The 14,992-nt window shown below is 36.6% G+C and carries 11 protein-coding genes; 10 read left to right on the plus strand and 1 reads right to left on the minus strand.

Features of this window, described 5'->3' with window-relative positions:
* Positions 1-12 precede the first annotated feature (12 nt).
* On the minus strand, positions 13-975 hold the full coding sequence (locus tag CDH50_RS09315) for a helix-turn-helix transcriptional regulator (RefSeq protein WP_100612176.1): 963 nt from the start codon (positions 973-975) through the stop codon (positions 13-15).
* 247 nt (positions 976-1,222) lie between these two features.
* On the opposite strand from CDH50_RS09315, the gene CDH50_RS09320 reads away from it, so the two are divergent.
* From CDH50_RS09320 to CDH50_RS09370, 10 genes are all read left to right on the plus strand, one after another.
* A complete protein-coding gene (locus CDH50_RS09320; protein ID WP_100611881.1) occupies positions 1,223-1,720 on the plus strand; it encodes a DinB family protein in 498 nt (165 codons plus the stop codon).
* A 769-nt stretch (positions 1,721-2,489) separates the two neighbouring features.
* Positions 2,490-4,799, plus strand: coding sequence for an outer membrane protein assembly factor BamB family protein (locus CDH50_RS09330; protein ID WP_100611885.1), 2,310 nt, complete (start codon positions 2,490-2,492; stop codon positions 4,797-4,799).
* Between the two features lie 32 nt (positions 4,800-4,831).
* The gene (locus tag CDH50_RS09335; protein WP_100611887.1) at positions 4,832-6,769 is read left to right on the plus strand and encodes an FG-GAP-like repeat-containing protein; all 1,938 of its coding nucleotides are present in this window, start codon (positions 4,832-4,834) and stop codon (positions 6,767-6,769) included.
* A 189-nt stretch (positions 6,770-6,958) separates the two neighbouring features.
* Complete coding sequence (locus CDH50_RS09340) at positions 6,959-7,378, plus strand: DMT family transporter (RefSeq protein ID WP_198513475.1); 420 nt, start codon at positions 6,959-6,961, stop codon at positions 7,376-7,378.
* Positions 7,379-7,389: 11 nt separating this feature from the next.
* Positions 7,390-8,331: a sugar phosphate isomerase/epimerase family protein gene (locus CDH50_RS09345; RefSeq protein ID WP_100611891.1), complete on the plus strand. Its 942-nt coding sequence runs from the start codon at positions 7,390-7,392 to the stop codon at positions 8,329-8,331.
* A 105-nt stretch (positions 8,332-8,436) separates the two neighbouring features.
* Entirely contained in the window at positions 8,437-9,909 is a 1,473-nt protein-coding gene (locus tag CDH50_RS09350; RefSeq protein WP_100611893.1) for a CoA-acylating methylmalonate-semialdehyde dehydrogenase, read from the plus strand.
* A 23-nt stretch (positions 9,910-9,932) separates the two neighbouring features.
* Positions 9,933-10,961, plus strand: coding sequence for an SMP-30/gluconolactonase/LRE family protein (locus tag CDH50_RS09355; protein ID WP_100611895.1), 1,029 nt, complete (start codon positions 9,933-9,935; stop codon positions 10,959-10,961).
* 22 nt (positions 10,962-10,983) lie between these two features.
* Positions 10,984-12,060, plus strand: coding sequence for a zinc-dependent alcohol dehydrogenase (locus CDH50_RS09360; protein WP_100611896.1), 1,077 nt, complete (start codon positions 10,984-10,986; stop codon positions 12,058-12,060).
* A 30-nt stretch (positions 12,061-12,090) separates the two neighbouring features.
* Complete coding sequence (locus CDH50_RS09365) at positions 12,091-12,846, plus strand: SDR family NAD(P)-dependent oxidoreductase (RefSeq protein ID WP_100611898.1); 756 nt, start codon at positions 12,091-12,093, stop codon at positions 12,844-12,846.
* Positions 12,847-12,903: 57 nt separating this feature from the next.
* Positions 12,904-14,991 carry a transketolase C-terminal domain-containing protein gene (locus tag CDH50_RS09370; protein ID WP_198513476.1) on the plus strand — a complete coding sequence of 696 codons (2,088 nt, stop codon included), beginning with the start codon at positions 12,904-12,906 and terminating at the stop codon, positions 14,989-14,991.
* Position 14,992 lies beyond the last annotated feature (1 nt).

Consider the following 14,992-nt stretch of genomic DNA (forward strand, 5'->3'; position numbering starts at 1 on the left):
AATTAACTTTCTTCAATCCACGAGTTTCAATTCCCCTTTTTTCAATATCTCTTTAACCCGAATTTTTAATCTTTCAGGTTCTATTATTTTAGCATAATCACAAAACATAAGATACCATCGGGAGAATCCGTTTTCTATATCGGTGGTCATAAAAGTCATTTCTACATGATTTCCTTTCATTTTTTCTGAAATGAATCCATGGTGTTTCTTGTCGCCACTAATGTATCGTGCCACTGTTTTATCTACTAAAATAATGACTTTTGTTTTTTCAATGGTTTTCTCTTTTTCGCGGTGTTCATCTATGGTTCCGTGTTCCGAAGTAAACGGCAGTTGCGTTCTGCTAATCAATAACATTCTATCAGTTCTAAATTGCCTGTAATCATGCCTGATATGGCAATAACCCAACACATACCAAAATCCGTTTTCGTGAAACAAACCAACGGGTTCTATATATCTTTCAGAAGGCGTGTCGCTATTTAAAGCATGATATTTTAAAAAGACTTGTTTTTTTTCGGCAACGCTTTCAAAAAGAATTTCTAAGGCATTTGGTAAATTTTTATTGAAAAGTTCTTGAGATGGGTCTACCATAATTTGGGATTCTAATGCTGAAATCCAATCTTTTTCCCGTCCGCGTAACACCGATTTTACTTTAAACATGGCAGATTCATGATGGCTTCCCAAAGATTTATCAACAAATTTCTGCATAAACTTTTCAGCAGCCACAAAGCTTCCCGCTTCTTCACGTGTAAACATAACAGGTGGCAATCTGTAGCCTTCCATGATGGAATAACCAACGCCAGCTTCACTCACAATAGGAACGCCAGAAGCTTCTAGGGTTTTGACGTCTCTGTAAATGGTGCGTAAACTGACTTGAAATCTATCAGACAATTCTTGGGCTTTTACAATACGTTTGGATTGCAATTGCACTAGAATGGCAACAATACGGTCAAAACGTTTTACGGAATCTAAACTCATAATGGCATAACATATTTCCCAAAGATAGGACTTCAAATGAAAGTATAAACCAAAATCAAGTTTCAATTTATTCATTGGAATGTGATATTAACAACTTAATTACCACACAAATTAAACCCTAGTTTGTGACAATGGTTTGTCAACAATAAAATCAGTTTTCGTTTTTTTTAAAATTCTTTTTTACTGCTGACAAACTGCTGTCACACGTCCATTTTAATTTTGAATTAGAATTTAAAAACAAACAATTATGGAAACTACATTAAACAAAAACACAAAACATTATGACGTGATAACGCCAACCGATTTAATAAACCATTGGCAAGGACACAGAGGTTTAACACGCCGGGTGATTGAAGCATTTCCTGAGGAAGCATTTTTTAATCATACCATAGGAGGGATGCGTCCTTTTTCAGACATGGTGATGGAACTTTTAGGCATTGCAGGGCCAGGGATTAAAGAAATCGCCTCTGGTGTGCAAGCACCACTTAATGAGAATTTTGATCACGGCAATAAAAAAGCAAAAATCCTTGAATTATGGGACGAAGCAACCAACGACATCAATACTTATTGGGTTCAAATAAAACCGGAGCAATTTCAACAACATATTAAAATATTCGGTCAATATGAAGGTACTGTTCATTCCTCAATATTTTATTTTATTGATAATGAAATTCACCATAGGGGACAAGGATATGTATATCTACGCTCGTTGGGTATTGAGCCACCACCATTTTACGAGCGTTAATTAAAAACAATTTGTATGACAACTGTTTTGGTATTTAAAACGTCTATTCATAAAAAAAGTCATATTAAAAAGGTAAAACCACTTTTGAATCATTTGATTGCCAAAAACGGTTATTGGAATTTTGACTTGGAGGATTGCGACAACATCCTCCGAGTCGAATGCCCAAGCATTAAAAGTGACATCATTTGTAATGTCTTAAACAATCATGGATTTTTATGTGAGGAGTTGTATTGATTTTTTATTGGGTTAGTACAAATTACCTTTCATAGTAATAAAATGATAAATAATCAGTCCACTACCAACTGAATGAAATGGACAAAATAAATAAATAATATCTTACTATTAATAGACTTTAATCTTGTAAGTCTCTTACATTTCTTCCTAATTTTATGCTGCTAGGGCATATTAACTTAAATAATTCGGTTTTCTTATTTTTTTGTTAAAATATTTAACATCTGGTAATATTTAATACTTTTTATTCTTAATATTATAGACCTTATTGAATAAATGATGGCTTTTGAAAATAAAATAAAGTCTCATTTTTTTGATTAAAAAATAGCAGATTGAGTTAAAATCTTGAGCAAGAACAAGAGCTGTTTTCAGAAAGATGATTATTTGCACAAGGGTGGCCATTATATTTTTAAATGCTTTTTAAATGTGTTTAAAGGCTTTATTGTAAAGATGGAAGTTGGTGAAGGAAGATTAGAAAAGTCAAACAACAACTATAATATTTTATTTTAACCAACTATAACTCTTTTGTCGCTTTTTTATGAAAATCAAAAACTTTCATCTTTCAGTAATTTCATTTACTAACCTGAAATTATACTTAAACTCAATAACAAAATCGGGTCTCATTTTAATACTTTTTACTAACATTGGCTGCAATAAAGATAAAGATAGCCAGCATAAAAGTTGGAAGGATTATGGGGGTGGTCCCGATCAATCTAAATATGTTGATTTAGATCAAATAGACAAAACGAATGTAAAGGATTTGGAAGTTGCTTGGTTTTATCCAACTGGTGATAACAAGATTTACCAGTTCAATCCAATAATAGCGAACAATCGCATGTATGTTTTGGCAAAAAACAATTCACTTGTGGCTTTAAACGCCACCACTGGTGAGGAGATTTGGATTCATGCAAATTTACCAGGAATTACTCGAAGAGGTATTAATTATTGGGAAAGTGAAGATGGGAAGGATAAAAGATTAATATTCCAAATAAATAGTTATTTACAGGCAATAGATGCTACAACAGGAAAATCCATTCTCTCATTTGGTAAAAATGGATTGGTTGATTTGAGACAGGGATTAAATAGAGATCCAAATTCTTTCGCAAGGGTTCAATCGGCTACACCAGGTAAAATTTTTGAAAATTTAATTTTAATGGGTTCTGCACCCGGCGAAGGCTATATGTCGCCACCAGGTTATTTGAGAGCATTTAATGTAATTACGGGGAAGTTGGAATGGACATTTCATACCGTTCCCCAACCAGGAGAATATGGGTATGATACTTGGCCAAAGGATGCTTATAAATATATTGGCGGTGTTAATACATGGGGAGAGATTTCCATAGATGAGGAAAGAGGCATTGCTTATTACCCTTTAGGCTCACCAACTTACGATTACTATGGGGCAGACCGTATTGGCAGTAATTTGTTTGGCAACTGTATTTTAGCATTAGATGCCAGAACAGGAAAAAGAATATGGCACTTTCAAACGGTGCATCATGATATATGGGATTATGATTTAACTGCGGCTCCCCAACTAATTACAGTGAATCATGACGGTAAAAAAATTGATGCGGTTGCGGTTGCTTCCAAGAATGGGTTCATGTTTGTTTTTAACAGGGTAACAGGAGAACCTTTATGGCCCATTGAAGAACGGCCCGTTCCACCAAGTAAAATTGCTGGTGAACAAGCATGGCCTACACAACCATTTCCAACTGTGGTGCCACCTATTTCAAGACAAGAAATGAAAAAGGAAGATTTAAGCTTGGTATTTCTAAGTGATGAAGAACGAAAAGAATGGGAACAGAAATTGGATAGTGCCGAAACAGGATTTTACACGCCACTTTCCAATAAAAACAGCACATTAGCGATTCCAGGTGCAGTGGGTGGGGTTAATTGGGGAATGACAGCTGCAAATCCAGACAAAGGCATGGTATATGTAATTTCTATGAATTATCCGTCCTTTTATGAAAAATTGATGACTCTAGATGAAATACAAGAGAAAAACAACAGTATGCGTGTTTCAAGAGGGAATTCTTTACTATATCAACAGAATTGTGCAACATGCCATGGGCAAAATAGGGAAGGTTTAGCAGGGCCTGCCCTTGTAAATCTTGGTCAAAGAATGAATATGAATGATTTTAAGCAAATTTTATTTTCTGGTCGAGGCGATATGCCATCATATGCTCATTTAAAAGTTGAAGAAGTGGAAGCGCTTTATGATTTTTTATCTGGTCTAAATCAGAATCCTTTTGCAGCGAATAACGATGAAACAGTATTGCCATCGGGTCCTGTTGTAGAAGTTGGTGGTGCTCCGGGTGGGTTAGAACAAAGAAAAGTGGAGAACGGCGGTGGACGATATGGCGCTCCGTATCCTGAAGGCGTTAAAATAGATCACGAACGTTTGTACATGTATCAATGGGGGTTGGAATATCCTTACATTATTAATCCGCCTTGGTCTGAAATCATGGCATACGATTTAAATAAAGGAAAGCTTAAGTGGAAAAGACCGCTAGGTGAAGATCCTGTGGCCAATAAATTAGGATTTAAAAATACAGGGTTAATGAGAGCTCAAAGGAACGGAATGATTGTTACGTCTACTGGATTGATTTTTTCAACATCCAAGGATGGTAAAATTTATGCTTTTGATGCTGATAACGGTAAAGAATTATGGAGTTCAACATTACCAACTGGATCCGAAGGACTTCCGGCCATGTACGAAGAAAATAACAAGCAGTATTTAGTAATAACAGCTACAACACCTGTACGGGTTGGTAAAAATGGTGATGAAATCAATGAAGGTAATGAGCCTCAGGGAGGCTATGTTGTTTATGCACTGCCAAGTAAATAGGTTATAAATAAGTAAAATAATAGATTATTCACATGAAAACATTTGTAACCGTAATGGTATTTTTCTGGGCAGGATGTATCGGTTTTTCGCAGAATTATAAAGAATTACAAGATTTAAAAGCCATGGCATTTATACCGGATTATCTTTTTGAAGGTTCAAAACTAGATAATTGGAAACCTATTGGTTCTGCTAAGTGGAGTGCAAATAATGGAAGTGTTATCGGAAAAATAAATGATGAAAACGAGTCTGGAATTCTAGTTTTTAGTGAGTCTTATCAAGATGTTGCATTTCAGGTCTCTACAAAAAGAAACAGTACGGTTGAGATAGGTCTTCTTTTTAGATTTGAGAAAAAGGATGATGGATTTAATGCCGTTTTATTGTCGGTTGACCCAACGGGAAATTTAGCATCATTTAATATTCGTTTTGATGCACAGGGTAATGAAGTTGAGCGTGAAAAGTTAGCAAGAGCTGGAGGTCTGAATTATCGGATAGCGCCACCTGTAAAGGAAACAACTAACCAAACTCAAACCAGAAGGCCTAATTCTACGCCACCTCCAGTACCAAGTGATCTTCCCGTTAAACAGCCCAATACAGAATTTGTAAACGGAGAATGGAACCAATTGGAAGCTTATGTGGATGTTAACACCATACGGGCTTTTATGAACGATGGAAGGGAGGTTGGTGGAACTATGGGAGAAGAAAAAAATGAGGATGGCTATGGTCCTGTGGCTTTATTCATTAAAGGAAAAGGAGAGGTGCAATTTAAAAATATCATGTTAAAGGATGCGTCTATCAAAGAAACACCTCTTGAGATGGGTTCGGATAGATTTAAAATTCAACGGATAAGTGACATGTACTATTCTTGGGCAGTTGATGCTGCAGATTATAATAAAGATGGAAATATGGATGTAGTAGCAGGTCCCTATCTTTATTATGGCCCTGATTTTACAAAGCGAAGTGAAATATTTCCAGCTATTGCTGCTAGTCCTTCACTAGAGTTTGCCTATAATCGAGTTCAGGACACTTACGATTTTAATAATGACGGTTGGCCCGACATCATTAGCAGTGCTTTTGCAACCACATTATATATTAACCCTAAAGGTGAGCATAGACGTTGGAAAAGTTATAACATTCTACCTGATGCTCGCGTAGGTGAGATAACAGCCTTAGTAGATATTGATAAAGATGGAAAACCAGAATTAATATATGGGGCAAATGGGCATGTGCGTTATGCAAAACCTAATGAAAATAACCCAACTGAAACATGGATAGAATATAATGTTTCTGATCAAGGATATCATTTAGCCCATGGTATTGGAACGGGAGATATAAATGGTGATGGGAGGATCGATATTTTGAATCCAGCAGGATGGTGGGAACAGCCCGCAGTGTTAGATAGCACTAAAACTTGGAAATACCATCCAGTAGCATTTGGTAGATATGGAAAGAGATCTGGCGGAATTGGCGGAAGTATCATGGCAGTTTATGATGTCAATGGTAATGGGTTAAATGATGTGGTTACAAATTTAAACGTGCATGGTTTTGGTTTGGCTTGGTTTGAACAAAAAAGAAATGAGAATGGGGATATAAGTTTTGTTCAACACATGATAAGTGATGATTACCAATTTGATAATAATGGAGGTGTCACATTTTCTCAAGCCCATGGAGCCACATTTGCGGATATAGATGGTGATGGAATTAAAGATTATATAGTTGGTAAACGTTATTTTACGCATTTGGATAACTATTTAGACCCTGACCCTTATGGGCCACCAGTATTGTATTGGTATAAAACGGTTAGAAACAAATCAGCTCCTGGAGGGGCAGAACTTATTCCGGAATTAATCCATAATCGTTCTGGTGTAGGTTCAGAAATTAACGCTGTTGATCTTGATAAAAATGGTACTCTAGATGTCATAACATCTACCAACAATGGTACTTTTATTTATTGGAATAACACTAAAGACTAGAATTATAGGTTTTTAATGGCTTGATTATTATATTGAAATACATTATGTTTAGCATTTGTCAACAATAATTATTAATTTAGAAAAATGCCAACATCCACATGTAACCAACTTATAGTATTGTTTTTTATAGTACCAGACTAAACTAAATATTAATTTAAAATGAAACCAAAAATGTATCTTTATGTATTAATGTTATTAATCGGCGTCGTGTTGGCAGTGCATCTGTCAATGAATTCGCAAGTAGGCTCTATTGTTAGCAACGCACAAATGGGTAACGCCATTTTTTGGTGTATTGGTGGAATCACCGCAATAATCATTGGGGCTACCAACTGGGACCCAGAAGTATTTGTTAGATTAAAGGAAGTCCCTGTTTGGTTACTGTTCGCAGGGGTCATGGGGGCTGCATTGGTGTTTGGAATCGCATGGATTATCCCAAAGATAGGGGCAGCGCCAGCATTTGTAATAATGATAGCAGGTCAAGTGATTGCGGGAATGGTCATGTCTCATTACGGTTTGCTTGGCGCACCCGTAGAGCCAATTTCAACCACAAAAATTTTGGGAGCATTGCTGCTAATAGGTGGTGCAGGATTGGTTACTTTTTCTAAATAAAAATAAAAATTATGAGTAAAGAGTTTGAATTTTCCAGAAGAGATTTTGTTAAAAAAACAAGTTTAGGGGGTTTGTCATTATTGGCTCTACCTACTTTGACCAGTATGGGGCTTTCTGAAGATTTTAAAAAGAAATTTGATATTGGTGCAACCTTTATTTTGTGGGGCTACGGTCCAGAGAATTTAGAACCCGCTTTGGCCGATTTGTCAAAGTTAGGATATCATTCTTTCGAAACCTTTGGTAATGTCATTCAGGATTATGACGAAAAACGTGGCGGTTTGGAAGCCCTTATTGATAAAGTTGGTATGCCAATAACATCTGCTTTTTGTATGACCGATGTTTTAGATCCATCCAAAAAAAAGGAAGAGCTTGAGAAGCTTATAAAATGGTCTAAACTGCTGAAAAGAGCAGGAGGGAAAGTTGTAGAATATTGTCCGTCTAGCATCAATAGAAAGGACTATGATTACAAAGTGCATAAAAAATATATGGTGGAATCCATGAACGACTATGCGAAAGCAGTGACCGACCTTGGTTTGGTATGTGCACTTCATCCACATACAGGTACACCTATTGAGACCGAAGAGGAAGTGTATTTTATCATGGAAAATGTAAACACGGAATATATGAAATTTGGACCCGATGTAGGGCAATTACAAAAAGGTGGTGCAGATCCAGTTAAAATATGTAACGATTTTATGTCGCTAATAGAACATGTGCATCTTAAAGATTATGAAGGTGGTGATAATGGTTATTTAGGTTATGCCCCGTTGGGTGAGGGTGAGGTTAATATAAAGAAAATATTAAAGCAGTTAGAAAAGGAAAGACCAAGTATGGCTGGTGCTATTATGTTCGAGTTAGATTATGATAGGCGAGTCAAACCAATACATACCACCTTTGAGGCTGCTGAAATCTCAAGAGATTACCTGAAAAAATTAGGTTATAAATTTAGTTGAAATTAATAAGTGATTGAATTTCAGTTTGTTGTTAGTTTCAAGTTAATAAGAAAAATTTAAAGGTTTCTAGATTCAACATTTAGAAACCTTGTTAATTATTATTTTATGGATATATTAAAAAATTACATTGGAGGATCGTGGGTTAGTAGTAAAGAAAAAAAATCAATTGAAGTCATTGACCCTGCTTCACAAGAACTATTAGCAAAAGTTCCTTATGGCGAAAACACCATTTCAGATGTTCAAGAAGCAGTAAAAATAGCTTCAAAAGCCTATCAGGAATGGCGGGAAGTACCTGTCATGAGAAGGGTTCAGCCGCTTTATAAATTAAAGACCTTATTAGAAGAACATGCGGAAGACATTGCTAGAATAATCACTAAGGAATGTGGAAAAACGTTGAATGAATCAAGAGGTGAAATCCAGCGAGCTATAGAAAATGTGGAGGTAGCTTGCGGAACGCCCATTTTAATGCAAAGTGAATTTTCAGAAAATATTGCATCTGGTATAGATGAGTTTATGATTCGTCAACCATTAGGAGTCTGTGCCTGTATTGCACCTTTCAACTTTCCGGGAATGATTCCATTTTGGTTTTTGCCGTACGCGATAGCTTGTGGTAATACATTTATTTTAAAGCCTTCAGAGAAAGTGCCATTAACCATGATGAAGGTATTTGAACTGTTGGATCAAATCGACTTGCCAAAAGGTGTTGTGAACTTAGTTCACGGAGGTAAAGAATCTGTTGATGAATTATTAGAGAATAAGGAAGTAAAAGCTATAAGCTTTGTTGGTTCTACAAATATTGCCAAATATGTTTATTCCAAAGGTGCTGCTAATGGTAAAAGGGTTCAAGCGCAAGGTGGTGCAAAAAACCCTGTAGTTATATTACCTGATGCTGATTTAGATATGTCGGTAAAAATAATTATTGATAGTGTTTATGGTTGTGCTGGTCAGCGCTGTTTGGCGGCTTCTAATATTATTACAGTTGGTGATAACGGTAAAATAAAGGAGGCACTCTACGAAACGGCTAAAGCCCGAACAACAGGATATGGCCTTGATGAAAGTGTAGAAATGGGTCCTGTAATTACAAAGGATAGTCGGGATAGAATTTCACATTTAATAGACAAAGGTGTTAAAGAAGGCGCCAATCTATTATTAGATGGTAGAAACGCAAAAATCAGTGGTTTTGAAAATGGTAATTTTTTAAAACCAACCATATTACAAAACTTGCCTTTAAATGGTGAAGTGATAAGAACTGAGATTTTTGGTCCGGTGATGAGTTTGATTGAGCTAAAATCGGTTGATGATGCCCTTGAGTTTATAAATAGTGGCCGTTACGGCAATATGGCTTGTTTATTTACGAGTAGTGGAGCTAATGCTAGAAAGTTTAGAAACCAAGCCAACGCTGGAAATATAGGCATCAATATTGGTGTTGCTGCACCCATGGCTCAATTTCCTTTTAGTGGGTGGAATGAAAGTTTCTTTGGTGATTTACATGGACAAGGTCGCCATGCCATTGAATTTTTCACCCAAACAAAAGTGGTTATAGAAAGATGGCCAAAAGAATGGTCAAGAAAATTTTAAATTAGGAAATATAATATTAAACTATGACTAATTATAAAGATAATCCCTTACTTAATTTTGAATTAAACCATTCAGATATAAAAACGATAGGGAAAGATTTACAAAGACCCGAGTGTATTTTGGCAGAACCTGACGGCTCACTTTGGGCCGCCGATGCGAGAGGCGGAGTTATGAAAATCTTAAAAGATGGCTCCCAACAATTAATAACGCAAACCGGTTCCGATTTTTTTGGAGCAGCTAAAAGCGAAGCTACGCGATATTTAGAAGGAACCTTGCCCAATGGCTTGGCTTTTGCCGATAATGGTGATATTTTAATTTCGAATTTTGGTACCGATCGTTTGGAACGTATGACACGAACAGGGCATACCATCGTATTGGCCGACAAAATAGAAGGGGAAGAAATTGGCAAAGTGAATTTTGTTTTAAGGGATTCCAAAAATAGAATTTGGATAACCATTTCTACCAAAACCAAAAATTGGATGCATGCCTTAAAACACGATCTTAAAGATGGTTATGTCGCCAGATATGAAAATGGTGCTTTTAGAATTATGGCCGATGGATTTGGGTTTACCAATGAAATACGATTCGATAAAAACGAGGAATATTTATATATTGTAGAAACAACTGGCGGCTGTATTACAAGAATGCGGCTGACTGAAAATGGTGATTTAGTTGATAGGGAAATTTTTGGTCCAACCAAATTAGGCAAAGGCGCATGGCCAGATGGCATTGCCTTTGATGCTTTTGGAAACCTTTGGGGAACCACCGTCTATTCAGATAAATTATTTGTTTTAACTCCTGAAGGCGATATGAAAACGCTCTTAGATGAAGGGGATCCCGCTAAGGTGGAAGCACTTGAAAAGGCATTTTATAACAATAATGTGACTGAAGATGTGCTTTTCGCTACAGGTCAAGGCATTGCCCCATGGATGGCTAGTGTGACCTTTGGTGGCCCCGATTTACGAACGGTTTACATCGGTTCACTTAAAGGAAAAAATATACCGTATTTTAAATCTCCAGTACCTGGTTTACCCATGGTTCATTGGAAATAATTATTAAATAATAAAAAAAAGAATGATGCAATTACCAAAAGAAATGGAGGCTCTTGTTTTAAAAGGAGTTAGGGAGTTTTCAATAGAAACGGTCCCCGTTCCAGTTCCTGATGCAGATGAGGTTATTTGTAAAGTGGACACGACGTTTATTTGTGGCACAGACCCACACATTATTAATGGCGATTTCCCTAATTTTTGGCCAACTGGTTATCCTTTTATTCCCGGACACGAATGGTCTGGAACTATTGTGCAAACAGGAAAAAGAGCTTCACAATTAGGTTGGAATGAAGGCGATAGAGTATGTGGCATTTCCCATTGTGGCTGTGGCTATTGTGAGATGTGTTTAAAGGGAAGATATAATATCTGCTTAAATTATGGCAATGAAGACAAAGGGCACAGACAGTATGGACATTATACACCAGGTGCCTATGCACAATACATGCGTTCTTCAGTAAAAAGTATTTTCAAAATTCCTGATGATATGTCGCTTGAATATGCTGCATGTGTCGATCCACTAAGCATCGCTTTATATACTGTAAAAAGATCCAGAATGCAGCCGGGTGACGATATTCTCATCTTAGGAACTGGGCCACAAGGTTTAATGGCCATTTTATGTGCTAAAGCTATGGGAGCAGGAAGAATATTTGCTGCAGGAAGTGGAGAAAGACTTGTAAAAGCTGAAGAATTAGGAGCTATCCCCATTGATTATAGGGTAGAAGATGTTGTAGAGAAAATAAAGAATTTAACCAATGGAAGAGGTGTTCCCGCTGTTTTGGAATGTGCAGGAACTTCTAAATCAATTACCCAAGCTTGTTTAGCTGTGGCTAAGGGAGGTGTTGTATCAGTTATTGGTATTCCGCATTCAGACCCTTCGCTTCCATTAAAAAGAATTGTTTTGGAGGAAGTTGAGATTATTGGCAACAGGGCCAATCCCAATACGGCGCAACCGACCATTGAATTGCTCCAAAATAAAAGAATCGATTTAACGCCCTTAATGACACATCGGTTTGCCTTAAAGGATTTTGACAAGGCCTTGGATATTTTTGAGAAAAGAGAAGATGGCGCTATTAAAGTGGCAACAAAACCAAATGGGTTATAATAAGAATAAAACTATTAAACTAAACTAATTATGAATAACAAAGTAATGATTGTAAGTGGTGGTGCTTCTGGCTTAGGCCTTGCCGCTGCAGAAAAATTTGCAAAAAATGGTTATGATATCGTCATCATAGATATAGATAAGGAAAAGGGTCAAAAAGCTGAAGCAAAAATTAAAAGCATGGGCCAAGATGCTATTTTTTGCCTATGCGATATTTCAAATAATGAACAAATAAAATCGGCAGCCAAGCAAACAAAAGAGCGATTTGGAAGGGCTGATGTTCTAATCAATAATGCTGGTCTAGAAGTAAGAGGTAGTATTTTACAATGTAGTGAAGAAGATTGGGTAAAATTATATAATATCAACTTAAAAGGCATTTATTATATGACCAATGCTTTTGCACCTATGATGATTGAACAAGGCAAAGGCGCCATCGTAAATACAGGTTCTATTTTGGGGTATAGAACGGTTGGTGAACGTGCTGCTTATTCTTCCTCAAAGGGAGCGATTGATACCTTAACTAGAAGCATGGCTTTTGATTTGGCTCAAAATAATATCAGGGTTAATTGTGTAGCGCCAGGTGCTATTGATACGCCTTTATTAAGAGGTTCAATAAACGACTCTCCAAATCCAGAAGAAACAGAAAACTTCTTAAATTCAAAGAGCGTGTTAAATAGAATGGGAACGTCTGAAGAGGTTGCCAATGTGATGTACTTTTTAGCATCAGATGAAGCATCCTTTGTTACTGGGGCCACCTATTTTGTGGATGGTGGGTGGTCTATAATGTAAAATTTATAAGACTAAAAACAGTAAATAATTAATAATTTTCATTAAAAATAGAGGCTAGTGATTTATTTAGAAAATAAAGAAAACCTAATCAATAGGGGTATTGCCCAATTGCTTGAAATAAAGGATGCTGAAATCCGATTGTTAAGTCTTTACCAATGCAGACATGCCATCGATAATGGTATTCATATAGGAGGTGCCTTTTCGGCAACAATACCTATGGTCAGCCTTTTTTATGGAGGTATTATAGATATCAATGTCGAAAACCCTACGGCAATCAATCAAGATCAGTTTGTGTTGAGTAAGGGGCATGCCGTGGCCACGTTGGCTTCCATTTATGCCGATTTGGGTTATTTTGATAAAGAAATTCTAAAAAAATCCCGATCCATTTCAAGTGTGCTCAATGGACATCCAGGACCGGTACTTCCGGGAGTTCATGTCGCTACAGGGCCCATGGGTCAAGGTTTGGGTGTTGCTCAAGGATTTGCCATTGCAGGTCAGCAGTCAAACAATTTTGATGTTTATGCATTAACGGGAGATGGTGAATTGCAAGAAGGTCCTATTTGGGAAGCAGTCATGTTTGCTGGTGCCAAGCGATTGGAAAATTTATGTGTGATGGTAGATAATAATGGAGGCCAATTGGACATCGTGTCAAGCTTACATTTCCCATACCATAATTTAGGAGCCAATTTTGAAAGTTTTGGTTGGCGAGTTTTAGAGGTGGATGCTACAAAATACCATACCGTTTACGAAGCACTTCATACGTTTAAATATGAACCAAGGGATGGCAGGCCAACAGTTATTATTTGCAAATCAACCAAAGGGCATGGCGGGTTTTCTACCCATATGAACAATCATAAAACCAGTATTGTTGGTGATTTGTTGGAACAAGAAGAGGCTTTTCACAATAAAACCAGAGCCTTAAAAGAGAAGGCTTTTTGTGAATTTTTTAATAAAATTTTAAAGGAAGCACAGATATCTGAAGTTGCGGAGGTTTTAAAGCAACATGCCCAACAAATAGGTTTTGTGCTAGAAGTGGATAAAGGATTGCTTAAAAAAGTATCAAACGCATCTGATAAGGTTAAATTAAAAAAAGCTGAAATACGGAACAAAAAAATAGAATATAATGCTGAAAAGCTTCCTAAGTTAGAAATTGGAAAATTATATGCAGCAGACAAGGTGATTGAAAGTGCTATGAAGGTTTTTGCTTCGGATACACGTATTTTTTCAATAGATTCCGATTTGGCATCGACCAGCGGACTTCAGTCGGGAGTGGGGTATGTTGATAAAAGAAGGGCTTTAAATGTTGGTGTAGCTGAAGCAAATATGATGTTGATTGGTGAAGCATTGAGTGTGCTAGGCTCTAATGTGTGGGTGAGTACGTTTTGTCCGTTTTTCGATTGGAAAGTTCTTAGAAGAATTGCCGTTGGACACCAAGAAAGATTAGAAGTTATAGAATCTAATGGCTGGCTATCTGAAGGTCATGGCATTGATTATACTATGGTGGTTACCGCAGCCGACTTAGATACCCAGTCCAATGGAGCAACACATATGGGTAATGATGATGTTTTATTAATGAATGAGGCAGCACATGTTAAAATAATAAATGTGTCTTGTCCACAACAATTATTAAGCATTATGAAATGGATTGTAGAAGGAAATAAGGGCATCATTTACCTAAGAATCCTAAGAGCGCCGTCAAAGGTAATTTATAATGCTGATTTTAAATTTGAATTTGGTAAATCCTATCCAGTTGTTCAAAGAGATAATGCCCAAGCTTATATTGTAACCAGTGGCAGAAGTGTTTTTGAAGCCATGGATGCGAGTGATATTTTATCAGCTAGTGGATTTAACGTTAATGTCATTGACATGCCATCAATTGATTCTAATGTCATGATTGAACTTTACAATTCAGGAAAACCTGTTTTTATTGCAGAACAGAACAATGGCTATTTATGGACAAATTTCAGAAAAGTACTTTTTTCAAGTTTAGATTCAATCAATACCAAAAACCTTCATCCCATAAACCTAACCCATAACAGGGAATTAAATTATATTCACTCAGGAACTTATGATGAATTGGCAGCGCATTACGGATTGAATGCTGATACATTGAGTAAACATATTATTAAAATACTAAAAGCTTAGA

The organism is Confluentibacter lentus (genome assembly GCF_002806995.1).
Lineage (GTDB): Bacteria > Bacteroidota > Bacteroidia > Flavobacteriales > Flavobacteriaceae > Confluentibacter > Confluentibacter lentus.